Annotated in this window: 16 protein-coding genes; 11 read left to right on the top strand and 5 right to left on the bottom strand. The window is 56.3% G+C overall.

Annotated features, from left to right (window positions below):
* The first annotated feature begins 225 nt into the window (after nt 1-225).
* From hemJ to NWQ23_RS14970, 7 genes are all read left to right on the top strand, one after another.
* Nucleotides 226-675, top strand: coding sequence for a protoporphyrinogen oxidase HemJ (gene hemJ, locus NWQ23_RS14940; protein ID WP_306167185.1), 450 nt, complete (start codon nt 226-228; stop codon nt 673-675).
* Between the two features lie 120 nt (nt 676-795).
* Entirely contained in the window at nt 796-2,067 is a 1,272-nt protein-coding gene (rho, locus tag NWQ23_RS14945; protein WP_306167186.1) for a transcription termination factor Rho, read from the top strand.
* A gap of 29 nt (nt 2,068-2,096) precedes the next feature.
* Complete coding sequence (gene mnmE / locus NWQ23_RS14950) at nt 2,097-3,377, top strand: tRNA uridine-5-carboxymethylaminomethyl(34) synthesis GTPase MnmE (protein ID WP_306167187.1); 1,281 nt, start codon at nt 2,097-2,099, stop codon at nt 3,375-3,377.
* 12 nt (nt 3,378-3,389) lie between these two features.
* Nucleotides 3,390-5,261 (top strand): tRNA uridine-5-carboxymethylaminomethyl(34) synthesis enzyme MnmG, encoded by a 1,872-nt coding sequence (gene mnmG, locus NWQ23_RS14955; RefSeq protein WP_306167188.1) that lies wholly within the window; start codon nt 3,390-3,392, stop codon nt 5,259-5,261.
* A gap of 3 nt (nt 5,262-5,264) precedes the next feature.
* On the top strand, nt 5,265-5,882 hold the full coding sequence (rsmG, locus tag NWQ23_RS14960) for a 16S rRNA (guanine(527)-N(7))-methyltransferase RsmG (RefSeq protein WP_306167189.1): 618 nt from the start codon (nt 5,265-5,267) through the stop codon (nt 5,880-5,882).
* Nucleotides 5,875-6,687, top strand: coding sequence for a ParA family protein (locus NWQ23_RS14965; RefSeq protein ID WP_306167190.1), 813 nt, complete (start codon nt 5,875-5,877; stop codon nt 6,685-6,687). Before rsmG ends, NWQ23_RS14965 begins: the two co-directional genes overlap by 8 nt.
* 1 nt (nt 6,688) lies before the next feature.
* Nucleotides 6,689-7,576, top strand: coding sequence for a ParB/RepB/Spo0J family partition protein (locus tag NWQ23_RS14970; RefSeq protein ID WP_306167191.1), 888 nt, complete (start codon nt 6,689-6,691; stop codon nt 7,574-7,576).
* Here the strand turns inward: NWQ23_RS14970 and hemW are convergent.
* From hemW to rph, 3 genes are read right to left on the bottom strand one after another with little or no spacing between them, the layout of a single operon-like run.
* Nucleotides 7,573-8,727 carry a radical SAM family heme chaperone HemW gene (hemW, locus tag NWQ23_RS14975; protein WP_306167192.1) on the bottom strand — a complete coding sequence of 385 codons (1,155 nt, stop codon included), beginning with the start codon at nt 8,725-8,727 and terminating at the stop codon, nt 7,573-7,575. The two genes, NWQ23_RS14970 and hemW, sit on opposite strands and share 4 nt — an antisense overlap.
* A 1-nt stretch (nt 8,728) precedes the next feature.
* Nucleotides 8,729-9,337, bottom strand: coding sequence for an RdgB/HAM1 family non-canonical purine NTP pyrophosphatase (gene rdgB, locus NWQ23_RS14980; protein WP_306167193.1), 609 nt, complete (start codon nt 9,335-9,337; stop codon nt 8,729-8,731).
* Nucleotides 9,337-10,044 carry a ribonuclease PH gene (rph, locus tag NWQ23_RS14985; protein ID WP_306167194.1) on the bottom strand — a complete coding sequence of 236 codons (708 nt, stop codon included), beginning with the start codon at nt 10,042-10,044 and terminating at the stop codon, nt 9,337-9,339. The genes rdgB and rph overlap by 1 nt, the downstream gene beginning before the upstream one ends.
* A gap of 115 nt (nt 10,045-10,159) precedes the next feature.
* Between rph and hrcA the strand changes: the two genes are divergently transcribed.
* On the top strand, nt 10,160-11,224 hold the full coding sequence (gene hrcA, locus NWQ23_RS14990; RefSeq protein WP_306167195.1) for a heat-inducible transcriptional repressor HrcA: 1,065 nt from the start codon (nt 10,160-10,162) through the stop codon (nt 11,222-11,224).
* A gap of 11 nt (nt 11,225-11,235) precedes the next feature.
* Nucleotides 11,236-11,793, top strand: coding sequence for a nucleotide exchange factor GrpE (locus tag NWQ23_RS14995; protein WP_306167196.1), 558 nt, complete (start codon nt 11,236-11,238; stop codon nt 11,791-11,793).
* Nucleotides 11,794-11,817: 24 nt separating this feature from the next.
* Here the strand turns inward: NWQ23_RS14995 and mutS are convergent, their stop codons facing one another.
* Nucleotides 11,818-14,433, bottom strand: coding sequence for a DNA mismatch repair protein MutS (gene mutS / locus NWQ23_RS15000; protein ID WP_306167197.1), 2,616 nt, complete (start codon nt 14,431-14,433; stop codon nt 11,818-11,820).
* 122 nt (nt 14,434-14,555) lie between these two features.
* Here mutS and NWQ23_RS15005 point away from each other — a divergent pair, with 122 nt between their 5' ends.
* Nucleotides 14,556-16,811: an NADP-dependent malic enzyme gene (locus NWQ23_RS15005; RefSeq protein WP_306167198.1), complete on the top strand. Its 2,256-nt coding sequence runs from the start codon at nt 14,556-14,558 to the stop codon at nt 16,809-16,811.
* A complete protein-coding gene (locus tag NWQ23_RS15010) occupies nt 16,811-17,677 on the top strand; it encodes a ribokinase (protein WP_306167199.1) in 867 nt (288 codons plus the stop codon). The genes NWQ23_RS15005 and NWQ23_RS15010 overlap by 1 nt, the downstream gene beginning before the upstream one ends.
* Here NWQ23_RS15010 and msrA read toward each other — a convergent pair.
* A complete protein-coding gene (gene msrA, locus NWQ23_RS15015; protein ID WP_306167200.1) occupies nt 17,668-18,300 on the bottom strand; it encodes a peptide-methionine (S)-S-oxide reductase MsrA in 633 nt (210 codons plus the stop codon). The two genes, NWQ23_RS15010 and msrA, sit on opposite strands and share 10 nt — an antisense overlap.
* Nucleotides 18,301-18,367 lie beyond the last annotated feature (67 nt).

Genomic DNA, 18,367 nt, shown 5'->3' on the forward strand with positions numbered 1-18,367 from the left:
AGAACAGCGAAAATATTTCTCGACTTTCTTAGCATAAGTAGTTGTTTTTAAAACTTAAAACTATGGCTCCCGAACTCGGAAAGGCTTTTTTGGTTTCTAGTCTTATCGGGATAAGTCTGAGGATGAAAAAAGAACCCACAGAAAATAGCCTGACTAACCACATCATCATCTTTTCTTTCTTCTTATATTAATTAAGGAAGAGTGAAGCAAAGAGAGCCAGAAAACATGATAGATTTTTTAGTTAGCGTGTACCCTTGGATCAAGGCTGTTCATGTCATGGCAGTGATTGCCTGGATGGCGGGTTTGTTCTATTTGCCACGCCTGTTTGTCTATCACGCGGAACGGGCCGTTATCGGATCAGAGTTGGATTTGACCTTTCAGGTGATGGAAGACAAATTGCTGCGACTGATCATGAACCCTTCGATGATCGTGGCATGGGTGGCCGGTTTGATCATGATCGGTCTTGGTGCCTTTGACTGGTCTGCCGGTTGGTCTTGGGTCAAGATCGTTTCAGTGATCTTGATGACAGGCGCGCATGGTTGGATGAGTGCGCGGCGCAAAGAGTTTGCGGCGGGTCTCAATACGCGTAGTGGGCGGACCTATCGGTTGTTCAACGAAGTGCCAACGGTGTTGATGCTGTTGATCGTTGTTGCAGTGATTGTGCGCCCTTTCTAGGGCTATGATTGACTCTGTAAGCACGCTTGCTTATGTGAGATTCAGCAACCCGTCCGGGATTGTCGTTTTCCATTCCCAATCGAAGAATTGCCTGCTGAAGCGCTGGCATAGGATTTATTGATGTCACAGCACCGTCTGAACCTTGCTGATCTGAAGGCACAGAGCCCGAAGGATCTTTTGTCGCTTGCCGAAGAGCTAGAAATCGAGAACGCCTCGACCATGCGGAAGGGCGACATGATGTTTGCCATTCTCAAGGAACGCGCGGATGAAGAGTGGGTCATCGGCGGTGATGGTGTGCTGGAAGTTCTACAGGACGGGTTTGGGTTTCTGCGGTCGCCGGAAGCGAACTATTTGCCGGGACCTGATGATATCTATGTCTCGCCCGACATGATCCGGCTGCATTCTTTGCGGACAGGGGATACAGTCGAAGGCGTGATGAAAGAGCCAAACGATACAGAGCGGTACTTTGCCCTGATGTCGGTCGAGAAAATAAACTTCGAAGATCCAGAGAAAGCGCGGCACAAGGTCGCCTTTGATAACCTGACACCGCTTTATCCTGATGAACGGTTTAATCTGGAAATCGAGGATCCCACGATCAAGGATCGCTCTGCACGGATTATCGATCTGGTCGCGCCGATCGGGAAAGGGCAGCGGTCGTTGATCGTGGCACCGCCACGGACAGGCAAGACTGTGCTTCTGCAAAATATTGCCAACTCGATCGAGAAGAACCACCCAGAGTGCTATCTGATCGTTCTGCTGATTGATGAACGCCCCGAAGAAGTCACGGACATGCAGCGGTCGGTGAAGGGTGAGGTCGTGTCTTCAACATTCGATGAACCTGCGTCACGCCACGTGGCTGTGTCTGAGATGGTGATCGAAAAGGCAAAGCGCCTGGTAGAGCATAAACGCGATGTCGTGATCTTGCTTGACTCGATCACGCGTCTGGGTCGCGCGTTCAACACGACTGTGCCGTCATCGGGCAAGGTGCTGACCGGCGGTGTGGACGCGAATGCATTGCAGCGGCCAAAGCGTTTCTTTGGTGCGGCCCGCAATATCGAAGAGGGTGGTTCACTGACCATTATTGCGACGGCCCTGATTGATACGGGATCGCGGATGGATGAGGTGATCTTTGAAGAATTCAAAGGAACCGGTAACAGCGAGATTGTTCTGGACCGGAAAGTTGCCGACAAGCGCGTCTTCCCGGCTATGGATATCCTCAAGTCCGGTACCCGCAAGGAAGAGCTTTTGGTGGATAAGGGCGACCTTGCCAAGACGTATGTGCTGCGGCGTATTCTAAACCCGATGGGCACAACTGATGCGATCGAGTTCCTGATCGGAAAACTGAAGCAGACCAAGACAAATGCGGACTTCTTTGATTCGATGAACACGTAACTTATTGTTATAAAGCAATGGGTTAGATGATGGATACAATTTTCGCCCTTGCGACAGCGCAAGGCCGCGCGGGTGTTGCGGTTATCCGGATATCCGGGGCAGAGGCGGTGTCTGCCACGAGCTTGCTATGTGGTGATGTCCCGCCGTTGCGGGGGGTGCGGCGGCTATATGACCGGCTGGGTGAACTCTTGGATGAGGCACTTGTGCTGCGGTTTGCAGAGGGCAAGAGCTTTACCGGTGAAGAGGTTGTTGAACTGCACCTTCATGGCAGTCCAGCCGTTGTCAGCGCTGTCCTGCGATGCCTCGGGGATATGCCGGATTTGCGGCAGGCTGAGGCCGGAGAGTTTACAAGACGCGCGCTGGAGAATGGGCGGCTGAACCTGGCCGAGGTGGAGGGCCTTGCTGATCTGATCGACGCCGAGACAGAGAGCCAGAGAAAGCAGGCGGTGCGGGTCTTCTCTGGCGCGCTCGGCGTGCTCGCTGATAGCTGGAGAACGCGGCTGATCAGGGCCGCGGCATTACTGGAAGCGACGATTGATTTTGCGGACGAAGAGGTGCCTGTGGATGTCAGCCCAGAGGTATTGGCTTTGCTTGACGGGGTTTCGGCCGAGATGTTGCGAGAGGCTGATGGGGTCAGGATTGCAGAGCGCGTCAGGGATGGGTTTGAGGTTGCGATTATTGGCGCGCCGAATGTCGGTAAATCCACGCTGATGAACAGACTTGCAGGGCGTGATGTGGCGATTACGTCGGAGATCGCCGGCACCACGCGCGATGTCATCGAAGTGCGGATGGACCTGGATGGGCTGCCTGTGACCTTGTTGGATACGGCGGGTCTGCGGGAGACGGATGATCTTGTCGAGGGCCTTGGCGTAGCGCGTGCACGAGAACGCGCGGCTGCTGCGGATTTGCGGATACATCTTTCGTTGGATGGCAATGAACCTCATGCCGACCTTGGGCCGGATGACCTGCTTGTGAGGGCAAAGGCAGATTTACGGGCGGCTGACGGGCTGGCTGTGTCTGGGATGACTGGGCTCGGGATTGAGGAGTTGATCGCTGCGATATCTTTGCGCCTGCAGGATAAGGTGGGGCGGATCGGGATTGCGATGCGCGAACGGCATCGGGTCGCGATGATGAGGGCCATAGGGTATATGGATGCAGCAGGCACTGCGATGCGGACAGGGGATGCCATGACCGATCTGGTCGCCGAAGATTTACGGTCTGCGATCCGGGCAGTGGATAGCATCGTTGGCCGTGTTGATGTAGAACATGTTTTGGACGAGATTTTCTTGAGCTTCTGCATCGGAAAGTAAGGAGTGTTTCACGTGAAACATCGTGACTACGACGTGATCGTAATCGGTGGTGGCCATGCGGGGGCAGAGGCCGCGCATGCGGCTGCGCGTATGGGGGTGCGGACAGCGCTGGTAACCCTGACCAAAGAATCGATCGGCGTGATGTCGTGCAATCCCGCGATTGGGGGGCTTGGGAAAGGCCATTTGGTACGCGAGATTGATGCACTTGATGGCGTGATGGGGCGGGTTGCGGACAAGGCAGGTATTCAATTCCGGCTGCTGAACCGCAAGAAAGGCCCCGCTGTGCAAGGGCCAAGGGCGCAATCCGACCGGCAAATATATCGCCGCGAAATGCAAGCAGAGCTATCGAAGCTCCAGAACCTGGCGATCATCGAAGGCGAAGCGACGGACTTGATCATGCAATCTGGCCGCGTTTCAGGTGTGGTGATGCGGGATGGCACCGAGATCGGTGCACAAGGCGTGATCTTGACGACAGGAACCTTCCTGCGCGGTGTTATCCATATCGGCGATGTATCGCGCCCGGGCGGCCGTATGGGGGATGATCCGTCTGTCAAAATGGCAGAAAGGCTTGATAGCTTTGCGCTCCCTCTTGGGCGACTGAAGACAGGAACGCCGCCAAGGCTGGATGGACGCACCATCGCCTGGGAAAAGCTAGAGGCGCAGCCAAGTGACGACGACCCGGTTCTTTTCTCTTTCTTGTCCAACGGTGTTTTTGCGCAGCAGATCGACTGTGGAATCACCCATACAAACGAGAGAACCCACGACATTATCCGCGAAAACCTGGGTCGCTCTGCGATGTATGGGGGCCATATCGACGGGATTGGACCAAGATACTGCCCGTCCATCGAAGACAAGATTGTCCGGTTTGCCGAGAAGACGTCGCATCAGATATTCCTCGAACCAGAGGGCTTGAGCGATCATACAGTTTATCCGAACGGAATATCGACGTCCTTGCCCGAGGATGTTCAGGAAAGCTATGTTCACTCGATATATGGCCTTGAAAACGCAAAGATTCTGCAACCGGGCTATGCGATTGAATATGATTATGTCGATCCGCGTGCGCTCCGCGCCACGCTTGAACTGCGGGATGTTCCCGGGCTCTACCTTGCCGGGCAGATCAACGGGACAACAGGATATGAAGAGGCGGCAGCGCAGGGGTTGGTTGCTGGGCTTAACGCAGCTGCGGCCGCCAAAGAGCAGCCAACTGTCCTGTTTAGCCGCCGGGAATCGTACATCGGTGTCATGATTGACGATCTGATCACGCGCGGTGTGTCAGAGCCCTACCGCATGTTCACGTCGCGGGCGGAATTCCGGCTGTCCTTGCGTGCAGACAACGCAGATCAACGGTTAACAGCGCGCGGCCGCACCATTGGCTGTGTCGGAGAGCGGCGCTGGGCACATTTTTCGGATAAAATGCATCAGATCAATGTTGCCAAGGAAAAGCTGGTACAGATAACACTCTCAGCGCGCCAGATCGCGGGCGCGGGCGTCAAGCTGAACGCAGATGGACCCAGAAGGTCAGCCCTGGACGCATTGGCGCTGACAGATTTTTCTTTTGCGCATCTTAAAGAGTTTTCACAAGATGTAGGTGAAATTGCGACTGATATACAAGATCAGGTAAAGAGGGATGCGCTCTACGCACATTATATCGCAAGGCAAGAGCGAGATATCGCAGCCATGGAGCGCGACGAGCAGCATATCATCCCGGATGATACTGACTATACCCGGATCAAAGGGTTGTCGAATGAACTGGTTGCAAAGCTTGTCCAGGCAAGGCCTGCCACCGTCGCCCATGCTGGCCGGATCGAGGGGATGACGCCCGCCGCGCTTATGCTGCTTATCGGGGCTACAAAAAAGCACAAGCAGCGTGCGACTGGAACATAGAGCATGAGCCATCTGATTGCTGGTGTGGATGTTTCACGTGAAACAATCCAAGATCTAGAGGCATTTGGTGCTCTGGTCGCTAAATGGACACCAAAGATCAATCTGATTGCAAAGGGAACGACAGGCGATATTTGGGATCGCCACATCATCGATTCGGTCCAGATTTATCAATATGCACCAAAGCAGTTTGAAAAATGGGTGGATCTCGGCAGTGGCGGAGGCTTCCCGGGGATCGTTATGGCGGTGTTGGGCAAGACACAGCAGCCAAACGCAAGATTTATCCTGATTGAAAGTGATCAAAGGAAAGCAATGTTCCTCAGAACGGCAATCCGGGAACTGAATGTTCAGGCTGAAGTGATGGCTGAAAGAATTGAAGCGGTGGATCCACAAGGTGCAGATATCGTGTCAGCCCGTGCGCTTACCGCATTATCTAGCTTGATTCCGCTTGTTGCCCGTCATCTTGACTCCAATGGCATCGCATTGCTGCACAAGGGAAAGCAGGCCAGTCAGGAAGTCGCCGAAGCACAAATGCACGCGTCGTTTGAGCTTGAAGATCATGCCAGTTTCACTGATCTTAACGCACGCATACTCGCGATTCAAAGGATCACCCTCCGTGGTTAAAGACCTCAAGAAAGCAGAGCCCCTCATCATCGCAATTGCGAACCAAAAGGGTGGAGTGGGCAAGACGACCACAACAATCAATCTGGGCGCTGCTCTTGCCGAGCGCAAAAAGCGGGTTCTATTGATAGATCTTGACCCGCAAGGAAACGCCTCCACGGGACTAGGCATTGACAACAGTCAACGCAAAGCCACGACATATGACCTGATCGCAGGGGATGTCACAGTCGCGGACGCTATCCAGAATACAAGCGTAGCGCATCTCGACATTATTCCCGCAACAACAGACCTTAGCTCTGCAGATCTAGAGCTTGTTGACAACGCAAAGCGAAGCTTCCTTCTGCGCGACGTGCTTCGAAGTGACTCCGTCGATACTCTTGGATATGACTACATTTTGATTGATTGCCCACCATCTCTCAATATCTTGACGGTCAACGCAATGGTTGCGGCGCACTCGATCATCGTTCCGCTCCAAAGCGAGTTTTTTGCTCTCGAAGGTCTATCCCAGCTTATCCTTACGGTCCGCGATGTCCGGCAAACAGCAAACCCTGATCTCCGGATTGAGGGTATCGCGCTTACCATGTACGACCAGCGGAACAATCTTTCTCTGCAGGTCGAAGATGATGCGCGGGAAAATATGGGCGATATGGTTTTCAAGACCGTGATACCGCGCAATGTCCGTCTCAGCGAAGCTCCATCCTATGCCCTGCCAGTCTTGGCCTATGATAGTAGCTCCAAGGGAAGTATGGCATATCGTGCCCTTGCGGCAGAATTGATTGAAAGAACAAAGAAAAAGAGGGCTGCATAGCATGGCACGCACCACAAAGAACGCACGTGGTCTGGGGCGCGGCCTTTCTGCGCTTATGTCGGATGTCGCTGCCGATGAGGCCCCAAAAGGTGCACCAAAACGACCCGATCTGGTTGTCCCCATCGAACAGGTGCAGCCCAACCCCGATCAGCCACGCCGCACATTTGCCGAAGATGCGCTGCAAGATCTTGCCGCCTCTATTGCCGAAAAGGGAGTAATCCAGCCCCTGATCGTGAGGCACTCGCCCAGAACCGAAGGCGCCTTTGAAATCGTAGCCGGTGAGCGGCGCTGGCGTGCAGCACAAATCGCAAAATTGCACGAGATACCGATCCTCTTGCGCGACTACGACGATATTGAAGTTCTCGAGATCGCGATCATCGAGAACATACAACGCGCCGATCTAAATCCGGTTGATGAGGCCGCAGGCTACAAGCAGTTGATGGATCGCTTCGGTCACACACAAGATAAGCTTGCTACTGCGCTCGGGAAAAGCCGCAGCCACATCGCCAACCTGATGCGACTTCTCACCCTGCCGGACGAAGTGCAGGCCTATCTTGTCAGCGGCCAAATTTCTGCCGGTCATGCCCGTGCGCTTGTTGGGCACGAAATGGCCGTACAACTGGCGCGCGAGATCATCCAGCGCAAGCTTTCAGTCCGGGAGACAGAGCAGCTCGCCAAGAAGGGACCCGCCATCAAAAAGCGGTCCGTGCCGGGCGCGCCCGTTCCGAAAGATGCAGACACCGTTCAGATCGAGAATGAGCTTTCCGCGACCTTGGGCATGAAAGTGACCATTGATCATCCGACTGGATCAGAGGGTGGCAAGATGGTGATCGGATATAAATCACTGGATCAGCTGGACGACCTCTTGCGCGCGCTATCGGGCGGTTAGCTGTCCAGCAATTCGCGCAGGACGGCATTCAAAAGAGGGCGGCCCTTTGGCGTTAAACGCAAAAGTCCTTGATCCGTTTCAACCATCCCTAAACCATACAACATATTGATTTTATTTAGAAATACGTCGCTTCGCAAAGCACTAAACCGATCCAGCGAAACACCCTCACGCAATCGCATTCCCATAAGCAGGAATTCCGCTACCTGTTCATCAGTGTTCAATGCTGCCCGGCTCAAGTCACCATTGCCTGTGCGGTTGACCTGCGCCAGCCAACCCGCCGGTGCGAGCGGAGCTTCTGTGGCATAACGTACGCCATCCAAAGTCAACCGCCCGTGGGCCCCCGGTCCGATTCCCGCATAATCGCCATACTGCCAATAAATCTTGTTGTGGGTGCTTTCAAAGCCGGCACGTGCATGATTGGAAACCTCATATCCTGCAAAGCCTGCCTCACCACACACATCCTGCGTCAAAGCATACATATCGGCCGCCGTGTCATCATCGGGCAAACCCCGCAGCTTTCCTGCCGCGTAACGGTCACCAAACGCGGTCCCGTCCTCGATCGTCAGCTGGTAAAGCGACAAGTGATCCACAGCGAGCCCCAATGCAGTCGTCAACTCCGCACGCCAATCATCCAAAGACTGCCCTTGCCGCGCATAAATCAGATCAAAACTGACCCGATCAAAGACCCCGCGTGCGATATCAAACGCTGCCAACGCCTCTGTCGCACTATGCAAACGCCCTAAAGCTTTCAAATCGGGGTCATTCAGCGCCTGAATCCCCATCGACACGCGGTTTACCCCCGCATCCCGATACCCCGCAAAACGACCCGCCTCGACCGAGGTCGGATTGGCTTCCAGCGTGATCTCGATATCGTTGGCCATCGGCCAAGTGGCGCGGATCTTGGTCAGAACGGCATCCACAACCGCGGGATCCATCAAACTGGGAGTGCCACCACCAAAAAATATCGACCGCAATATGCGCCCCTGCGTCTCTGCACCGATCCGATCAATTTCGCTCAAATAGGCTTTGGCCCAGGCGTTCTGGTCGATAAGCGCCACAACATGGCTGTTGAAATCGCAATAGGGGCATTTCGACTGGCAAAACGGCCAATGGATATAAAGCCCGAAACCGCCGTGTTCCCAGTCTTCCATCCTAGGAAAAACAACCCGCAATCAGCTTGGCAAAAGCATCAGCGCGATGGCTGATCTTGTTCTTTTCCCAGCGGTCCATTTCGCCAAAGGTAATATCATAGCCATCAGGCTGGAAAATAGGGTCATACCCATGCCCTTGGTCGCCACGCATCGGCCAGACGATCTGACCCGCCATCACACCGGGGAACACTTCATCATGACCATCCGGCCAAGCCAGAACCAGAGTACAGCAAAACCGTGCCCTGCGTGGAAAAGGGGCCGAAACAGTCTCTAACGCGGCCCAACTCCGCTCCATCGCCATTCTGAAATCGCGGCCATTTGGGGTCTCTGCCCAGTCCGCAGTATAGACACCCGGCGCCCCGTCCAGCGCATCAATCTCGATCCCGCTGTCATCCGCAAGCGCAGGCAGGCCGGTTGCCTTTGCCGCTGCATGTGCCTTGATCCGGGCATTTCCGACAAAACTTGTTTCGGTTTCTTCGGGCTCTGGCAGCCCGTGATCGGCGTTTGACGTCAAAGACACACCAAAAGGTGCCAGAAGATCGGCGATCTCTTCCAGCTTCCCTTGGTTGTGGGTCGCAATGACCAATTCCTTGCCGTCAAACCGCCGCATCAGTTAACAGCCGCCAATTGCGCAGCGGTCAGTTCGGCCACTCCTTTTTCGGCCAGTTCAAGCAATCGGTCCATCTGAGCGCGGGTAAATGTCGACCCTTCAGCTGACATCTGCACCTCGATCAGCTTGCCTGCGGTCATGACAAAATTGCCGTCTACACCCGCTTCGCTGTCTTCGGGATAATCCAGATCAAGCACCTCTTGCCCCGCATAAATCCCGCATGAAATCGCAGCAACAGGATCGATCAAGGGGTCGCTGATCACATCCCCAGTTTTCATCAGTTTCTGAACGGCGAGCTTCAACGCGACCCAGCCGCCAGTGATCGACGCACAGCGCGTGCCGCCATCGGCCTGTATCACATCGCAATCCACGACAATCTGACGTTCGCCCAAGGCGACGCGATCAACACCAGCGCGCAAAGATCTGCCGATCAGGCGCTGGATTTCCTGTGTACGACCTGACTGGCCTTTCTTGGCTTCACGTTGCATCCGTGTATTCGTCGCCCTTGGCAGCATGCCATATTCCGCAGTGACCCATCCAAGGCCCGAATTCTTCAAAAACGGGGGCACCCGCTCATCAATCGTTGCGGTGCATAAAACATGGGTGTTGCCGCATTTGATCAGGCAAGACCCTTCGGCATGCATCGTCACACCTGTCTCGATCGAGATGGGGCGCATTTCGTTTATTTGACGGCCAGATGGACGCATTGAGTCACTCCTATCGGTTGCACCGACGGGATACGCTGCCCACATATGAAATCCAACCCCGATTGACGTTGCGATGAACTTGGTTTTAATTGCCTCGCCCTGAACAGAGGACTCGATGACCCAACAGCCACCCAATATCGACGAAATGAACGCCCGTTCGCGCGAAGTCTTTCGCCGCGTCGTCGAAGGCTATCTGGAAAGCGGCGTCCCTGTCGGATCGCGTACCCTGACGCGGGACTTTTCCGAACAGGTCAGCGCCGCAACGATCCGAAATGTGATGCAAGACCTTGAATACCTTGGCCTTTTAGGCAGCCCACATACCAGCGCTGGCCGCATTCCGACACAGATGGGCTTGCGGATGTTTGTCGATGGGTTGCTTGAAGTGGGCGATCTGGATGGCGAAGACCGCGAAAAGATCGACCGCACGCTGACCAGCAACGACAGAGATGTGACATCGGTTCTTGATCAGGTCGGTCAGGCGCTTTCGGGCGTGACCCATAGCGCAAGCCTTGTGCTGACGCCGAAACACGAGGCTGCGATCAAGCACATCGAATTTGTGTCTTTGTCACGAGAACGCGCGCTTGTGGTCTTGGTTTTTGCGGACGGTCATGTCGAAAACCGGATTTTCACGCCCCCAGCGGGGCAAACGCCGTCCTCCATGCGCGAGGCGGCGAATTTCCTCAATGCCATCGCGGAAGGGCATACGCTGTCTCAGCTTGGCGCGGTGATCGCCCGCGAAATTGCTGCCCGCCGCCAAGAGATCGACGCGCTTGCCGCCGATCTGGTCGAAAACGGGTTCGCACTTTGGGATAACGAAGGGCAGGCCACAGAACGGCTCATCGTGCGCGGACGCGGCAATCTTTTGGGTGACAACGAGAATGAGGCTGATCTGGCACGCATCCGGTCACTGTTTGACGATCTTGAACGCAAGCGGGACATCGCCCAGTTCCTTGATCTTGCCGAAGAGGGCGAGGGGGTGCGCATTTTTATTGGCTCCGAGAACAAATTGTTCTCACTTTCGGGTTCCTCTCTCGTCGTTTCCCCTTATATGAACGCCGACCGCAAGATTATCGGCGCAGTGGGTGTGATCGGGCCGACCCGGCTCAATTACGGACGCATTGTGCCCATTGTGAATTACACTGCCAAGCTGGTAGGCAAGATGATTGCTGACCGCTCTTAAAGGGAACGACAATGTCCGACAAAGACGAACATCTCCAAAGCCTCGATGAACTCGCAGCCGAAGGTGACGAGCCTGATTTTGATGCGGCAGCAAGCAGCTTTGACGAGATCGAAGCGCTGCGTGCGGAACGCGACGAGTTCCGTGATAAATTCATGCGCGCTCTTGCCGATGCCGAAAACACCCGCAAACGCGCGGATCGCGACCGGCGCGAGGCAGAAAACTATGGCGGGTCAAAGCTCGCCCGCGACATGCTGCCGGTCTACGACAACCTGCGTCGCGCTTTGTTGTCCGCCGATGAGGCCGAGAAGGAACAGAACAAAGCCTTGCTGGAAGGCGTGGAACTGACGATGCGCGAGTTGATCAGCGTGTTCAAGAAACACGGCATTGATCCGATTGTGCCCGAGGTTGGCGACAGGTTCGATCCGCAGCTGCATCAAGCCATGTTCGAAGCACCTTTGCCCGGCACCAAGGCCGGTGACATCATTCAGGTTGCCGCCGAGGGCTTTATGTTGCACGACCGTCTACTACGCCCCGCACAGGTTGGCGTGTCGTCCATGCCGGCGTCTTGAGGGTATGGTGGATCATGATCCACCTTACAACAGGTCCCGAAGTTCATAAATCAGCGCCAGAGCCTCTTTCGGCGTCAACTCATCGGGCAAAATATCTTTCAGCCGCGCCTCGACCTGCGAGTCCTTGATCTTTGCAGCTTGCGGCGTGGGTGTCGCTGCAAAGAGCGGCAGATCGTCTATGATCGCCTTCCGTGATCCGCCGCCCTCGCGTTCGCCTCTCTCCAGCGCCTCCAGCACGACCTTCGCCCGTTCCACGACGACCTGCGGCAATCCGGCTAATCGCGCGACCTGGACGCCATAGCTGCGATCGGCGGTGCCGCGCTTGACCTCGTGCAAGAAGATCACGTCGCCGTCCCATTCCTTGACCGTGACGGTGGCGTTCTCGACCCCTTCCAGTTTGGCCGAAAGCGCCGACATCTCGTGATAATGCGTGGCAAAAAGCGCGCGACACCGGTTCACATCGTGCAAATGCTCCAATGTCGCCCATGCGATCGACAATCCGTCATAAGTTGCTGTGCCGCGCCCGATTTCATCCAGAATGACCAGCGCCCGATCATCCGCTTGGTTCAGGATCGCCGCAGTCTCGACCATTTCGACCATAAATGTCGACCGCCCCCGTGCCAGATCATCCGATGCGCCGACGCGGCTGAAGATTTGGCTGACAATCCCGATATGAGCTGCTCTCGCCGGTACAAAACTGCCCATCTGCGCCAATATCGCCAGCAAAGCATTCTGCCGCAGGAAAGTCGATTTACCCGCCATGTTCGGACCGGTCAGCAACCAGATCGGTGCATCGGTCAACCCGCAATCATTGGCAACGAAGGCTGCACCTTGCTTTTGCAACGCCGCCTCGACCACCGGATGCCGCCCGCCTGTGATCTCGAACGCACGGCTGTCATCCACACGGGGCCGGACCCAGTTTTCGGCGTTGGCGAGATGCGCCAATGACGCCGCTAGATCAAACTCTGCCAAAGCCCGTGCCAAGGCACCCAATGCTCCTGCTTTTTCTATAATTGCCTGTGCTAGAGACACATAGAGCCGCTTTTCAATCTCCAGGGCCCGCCCGCCCGCATTCAAAATCCGGCTTTCGATCTCAGACAGTTCAACAGTTGTAAAACGCACCTGATTTGCGGTCGTCTGCCGGTGAATAAAGGTTTCGTTCAGCGGCGGGGCCAGCATCTTTTCCGCGTGTGTCGCGGTGGTCTCAATGAAATAACCCAGAACGTTGTTATGCTTGATCTTCAACGATGCCACGCCGGACAGTTCAACGAATCCGGCTTGCATCGCGGCAATGACCGACCTGCCTTCGTCGCGCAGCTTGCGCACTTCGTCCAATTCGGCGTCATAGCCCGGTGCAATAAACCCGCCATCCCGCGCGAGCAAAGGCGGTTCAGCCACCAGCGCCTCGTCAAGCAAGGCCAGTAGGTCATCATGCCCCGACAAATCTTTGGCGGCTTCAGCCAGGATGACTGGCAGATCATCAGGCACCGCGATAGTCGCAGCCTGCCCGATCGTATTGCGAATAGCGGCCATATCGCGCGGCCCGCCCCGATCCAGCGCCAACCGCGACAAAGCGCGGTCCAGATCATGCACGCCGCGCAAACTGCTGCGCATATCTTCAACCAGACGCGGCCTTTCGGCCAAAAACGCAACAGCGTCCTGCCGTGCAGAAATCACAGCCAGTGTGCAAGATGGCGAAGACAGCCGGCGTTCCAACAACCGCGCGCCACCAGCGGTGACAGTCCGGTCAATGCAATGGAGCAAGGACCCTTGTTTGCCACCACTCATCGCATGGGTCAGCTCTAGCGACCGCCGTGTCGCCGCATCAATCTGCATCGCAGCGGATTGCCCTTCCTGCACGGGCGGACGCAGCAGGGGCAGGTTGCCCTTTTGGGTGATATCCAGATATTCCGCGACCGCAGACATCGCCGCAATCTCGGCCCGCGAAAAGCTGCCAAAGGCGTCAAGCGATCCGACTTTGTAAAGCGTGCAAAGCCGCTTTTCACCCGCCGTACTATCAAATGCTGCAGCACCCAATGTTGTCAGGACAGCTCCAGATTCAGACACTATTCCAGCCCAACTTACCTCTGATCCATCCACAACGATCACTTCGCGCGGCGTCAAACGCGCCAGTTCCGGCCCCAATGCCGCCCCCGTGCAAGGCATCACATGAAACGCGCCGGTCGAGATATCGACCCAAGCCAAGGCACCCGCATCCCGCACGACCGCATAGGCGGCCAGATAGTTATGGCGGCGGGCATCCAGCAGGGAATCCTCGGTCAATGTGCCCGGCGTCACAAGGCGTACAACCTCGCGCTTGACCACCGCCTTGTAGCCGCGTTTCTTCGCTTCGGCGGGGCTTTCCATCTGTTCGCAGACGGCAACGCGGAAACCCTTGCGGATCAGCGTCAAGAAATACCCTTCGGCTGCGTGATGCGGCACGCCACACATCGGGATATCGTCGCCATCATGTTTGCCGCGTTTGGTCAGAGCGATGTCCAGAGCCTCGGCCGCGGCCACGGCGTCATCAAAGAACATCTCGTAGAAATCGCCCATCCGGTAAAAGAGCAAAGCATCAGGGTGGGCTGCCTTGATTTCCAGATACTGCGCCATCATCGGCGTTGTTGTGCTGTCGCTCATAAATCCCCCGGATCATCCTGCGCACTCTACCAGCCCCAGAAACCCGCGAAACCCCGAAATGAATCCGTTGCGGCGGGCGGCCCTATACCGCTATGAGTTGTGGACGAATTTTGGGGGGAACCATGCCGAAGAACAAACTAACCCGCGAGGACGCGCTGACATTCCACATGCAGCCTAGCCCTGGCAAATGGGAAATTCAGGCGACGGTCCCGATGAACACCCAGCGCGATCTGTCGCTGGCCTATTCTCCCGGTGTGGCGATCCCATGCGAAGAAATCGCAGCTGACCCCGCAACTGCCTATGATTATACCAACAAAGGCAATCTGGTCGCCGTGATTTCGAACGGAACCGCGGTGCTTGGCCTTGGCAATCTGGGCGCGCTGGGCAGCAAACCGGTGATGGAAGGCAAAGCAGTTCTTTTCAAACGCTTTGCCGACGTCAATTCCATCGACATTGAATTGGATACCGAGGATCCCGAAGAATTCATCAAGGCCGTCCGCCTGATGGGTCCCACATTCGGCGGTATCAATCTTGAAGATATTAAAGCACCTGAATGCTTTATCATCGAACAGACGCTGAAAGAGCAGATGGATATCCCCGTCTTTCACGATGACCAGCACGGCACTGCGGTGATCTGTGCGGCCGGCTTGCTCAATGCGCTGCACCTGTCGGGCAAAAAGATCGAAGACGTCAAGATCGTGCTGAATGGGGCAGGTGCCGCCGGGATCGCCTGTCTTGAGCTTCTCAAGGCGATGGGCGCCAAGCATGACAATTGCATCATGGCCGATACCAAAGGTGTGATCTACCAAGGCCGGACCGAGGGCATGAACCAATGGAAATCCGCACATGCGGCGAATACATCAGCCCGCACGCTGCAAGATGCGATGAAAGACTGCGACGTGTTTCTGGGTGTCAGCGCCAAAGGGGCCGTGACTCAAGACATGGTGCTCAGCATGGCCGAAAATCCGGTGATCTTTGCGATGGCGAACCCCGATCCGGAAATCACCCCTGAAGAGGCCCATGCCGTCCGCCCCGATGCCATCGTCGCGACTGGACGCAGCGATTACCCCAATCAGGTCAATAACGTCCTTGGCTTTCCCTATCTTTTCCGGGGCGCGCTGGATATCCACGCCCGCGCCATCAACGACGAGATGAAGATCGCCTGCGCCGAAGCCCTTGCTGCCCTTGCCCGCGAAGATGTGCCGGACGAGGTCGCCATGGCTTATGGCAAGAAAATGACCTTTGGTCGCGACTACATCATCCCGACCCCCTTTGATCCGCGTCTGATCCACCGGATTCCAACTGCGGTTGCGCGGGCAGGTATGAAAACAGGCGTCGCGCGGCGGCCCATTGTCGATATGGACGCCTACGAGGTGTCCTTGAAATCCCGCATGGATCCAACCGCCTCGATCCTGCGCGGGTTGAATGCGCGGGCGCGGGCCAACCAGTCCACCGTTGTCTTTGCCGAAGGTGACGACCCTCGCGTGCTGCGTGCGGCGGTGCTTTATCAACGCTCTGGCCTTGGCAAAGCACTTGTCGTCGGACGGGAAGACGACGTGAAAGACAAACTGACGGCCGAAGGTCTGGCCGAAGCGGTAGACGAACTGACGATTGTGAATGCGGCGAACACCCCGCACCTCGAAACCTACAAGGCGTTTCTGTATCAGCGCTTGCAGCGCAAAGGCTTTGACTCGGCAGACGTGCACCGTCTGGCCGCGCGCGACAGGCATGTCTTTGCGACCCTCATGCTTGCCCATGGGCATGCCGACGGTATGGTCACCGGCGCGACACGCAAATCCGCCCATGTACTCGAATTGATCAACCACGTTTTTGACGCCCAGCCCCATGACGGTGCTGTGGGTGTCACGGCAGTTTTGCACAAAGGCCGCATTGTCCTGATTACTGATACGCTCGTCCATGAATGGCCCGATGAGAACGACCTTGCCGATATCGCAGAGCGTGGCGCTGCTGTGGCCCGCGAACTGGGGCTGGAGCCACGTGTCGCCTTTCTGTCCTTCTCGACCTTTGGTTATCCAGTATCGGAACGTGCCGAAAAGATGCACCGTGCGCCTACGGTTCTGGACCAGCGCAAGGTCGATTTCGAGTATGAAGGCGAAATGACTGTCGATGTCGCCCTGAACCGCAAAGCGCAGGAAAATTATCCGTTCTCGCGGCTGACCGGTCCGGCGAACGTGCTGGTCGTGCCTGCAAGGCACTCTGCTTCGATCTCTGTGAAACTGATGCAGGAAATGGCGGGGGCCACCGTGATCGGCCCGATCCTGTCCGGCATTGGCAAGCCGATTCAGATTTGCTCGACAGTCTCGACCGTAAACGACATTCTCAACATGGCCGTCATCGCCGCCTGCAAGGTCGAATGATGGCCATCTGGAATCTCGGGTCGATCAACGCAGATTTCGTCTATGCAGTGCCGCATATTCCCGCACCTGGGGAAACGCTTTCGTCGGCAGGTCGCAAGATGTTTCTGGGCGGAAAAGGCACCAACATGTCCGTCGCTGCCGCACGCGCTGCCGCGCGCGTACATCATATCGGCGCTGTCGGTGAAGACGGGCGCTGGGCGGTCGAACGATTGCTCGAATACGGTGTCGATACGCGCAATATCGCCGTGTTAGAGACTGAAACAGCCCAAGCCATCATCATGGTCGACCCTTACGGCGAGAACGCGATCATCCTGCATCCGGGTGCCAACGCCGAAATCCCGCAGGTGACTTTGCAGGCCGCAATGGCCGAGGCCCAGACCGGCGACTGGCTGGTGATCCAGAACGAAACGAACCTGCAACGGACAGCGGCCCAGATGGGCAAGAAACTGGGACTGCAAGTGGCCTATGCCGCTGCCCCTTTTGATGCGGATCGGGTCAAGGCCGTTCTGCCGTATTTGAATTTCCTGATCCTGAATGCGGTCGAGGCGCAGCAGTTGCAGGATGCGACCGGACAAGCCCCAGGTGACCTGCCCGTCAAGGACGTGATCGTGACGCGCGGGGCCGACGGCGCGGATTGGTACGGGCCAGACGGCATGGAACATTTCCCCGCGATCAAGGTTGATCCCGTCGACACAACAGGCGCGGGCGATACCTTTACCGGATATGTGCTTGCGGGTCTGGATCGTGGCTTGCCCATGGGTCAGGCGATTGCGCAGGCCACCAAAGCAGGCGCGCTGATGGTCATGCGCCACGGCACGGCTGACGTGATCCCCGACCTGTCAGAAGTCCAAGCGTTTCAGGGATGATTCACAAAAGGTGCGGCGTCGCCCCATAGTTCAGCGACGCGGGCATCGCGACCGCAGCCTTCACGATAGAACTTGTATGCGTCGGCTTGCCGCTTGATCCCGCCACGGGTAATCACGCGGTTCTGGCCTTTGTAGTAATCCTGGTGATAGGCCTCGGCCTCATAAAAGGTGGCGACATCCAGAATTGGGGTGACGATCCGCTGACCCAGATCGCGCTGGGCCTGCGCTTTTGCGGCTTCGGCGATGCTGCGCTCCTCTGGCGAGGTCACAAAAACCGCGGTGCGATAACTCTCGCCGCGGTCGCAGAACTGGCCGCCAGCATCTGTGGGATCAACCGAACGGAAGAAGGCAAACATCAACTGTTCATAGCTCACGATATCAGCGTCATAGGTAATCTCGACGGCTTCATAGTGGCCAGATCCCTTAATTGTTTCATAGGTCGGGTTCGCGGTTGTGCCTCCGGTGTAGCCGGAAACGACCTCTCTGACCCCTTGGACGCTTTCAAAGTCGCTTTCGACGCACCAGAAACAGCCGCCCGCGACAATCGCGGTCTGGATATCCCGCGCAGCAGCAGATTGCGCGACTGGCAGCAGTGCCAGCGAAAGAACGAGAGCTTTAAACATGGGGTGGGTCTCCTTTTGAGATAGATGTGCGACGTGCCACGCCCGAAATCTATGGCTGAAGGCATAT

The sequence above is a fragment of the Yoonia sp. genome (genome assembly GCF_030731595.1).
In the GTDB taxonomy this organism is placed as follows: Bacteria; Pseudomonadota; Alphaproteobacteria; order Rhodobacterales; family Rhodobacteraceae; genus Yoonia.

Coding starts and splice junctions, on each gene's coding strand:
- hemW (WP_306167192.1), bottom strand. CDS start 8,727: ATGGAAGACTGGGAACACGGCGGTTTCGGGCTTTATATCCATTGGCCG.
- NWQ23_RS14970 (WP_306167191.1), top strand. CDS start 6,689: ATGGCACGCACCACAAAGAACGCACGTGGTCTGGGGCGCGGCCTTTCT.
- hemJ (WP_306167185.1), top strand. CDS start 226: ATGATAGATTTTTTAGTTAGCGTGTACCCTTGGATCAAGGCTGTTCAT.
- rsmG (WP_306167189.1), top strand. CDS start 5,265: ATGAGCCATCTGATTGCTGGTGTGGATGTTTCACGTGAAACAATCCAA.
- NWQ23_RS15005 (WP_306167198.1), top strand. CDS start 14,556: ATGCCGAAGAACAAACTAACCCGCGAGGACGCGCTGACATTCCACATG.
- msrA (WP_306167200.1), bottom strand. CDS start 18,300: ATGTTTAAAGCTCTCGTTCTTTCGCTGGCACTGCTGCCAGTCGCGCAA.
- rho (WP_306167186.1), top strand. CDS start 796: ATGTCACAGCACCGTCTGAACCTTGCTGATCTGAAGGCACAGAGCCCG.
- rph (WP_306167194.1), bottom strand. CDS start 10,044: ATGCGTCCATCTGGCCGTCAAATAAACGAAATGCGCCCCATCTCGATC.
- mnmE (WP_306167187.1), top strand. CDS start 2,097: ATGGATACAATTTTCGCCCTTGCGACAGCGCAAGGCCGCGCGGGTGTT.
- hrcA (WP_306167195.1), top strand. CDS start 10,160: ATGACCCAACAGCCACCCAATATCGACGAAATGAACGCCCGTTCGCGC.
- NWQ23_RS15010 (WP_306167199.1), top strand. CDS start 16,811: ATGGCCATCTGGAATCTCGGGTCGATCAACGCAGATTTCGTCTATGCA.
- rdgB (WP_306167193.1), bottom strand. CDS start 9,337: ATGCGGCGGTTTGACGGCAAGGAATTGGTCATTGCGACCCACAACCAA.
- mutS (WP_306167197.1), bottom strand. CDS start 14,433: ATGAGCGACAGCACAACAACGCCGATGATGGCGCAGTATCTGGAAATC.
- NWQ23_RS14995 (WP_306167196.1), top strand. CDS start 11,236: ATGTCCGACAAAGACGAACATCTCCAAAGCCTCGATGAACTCGCAGCC.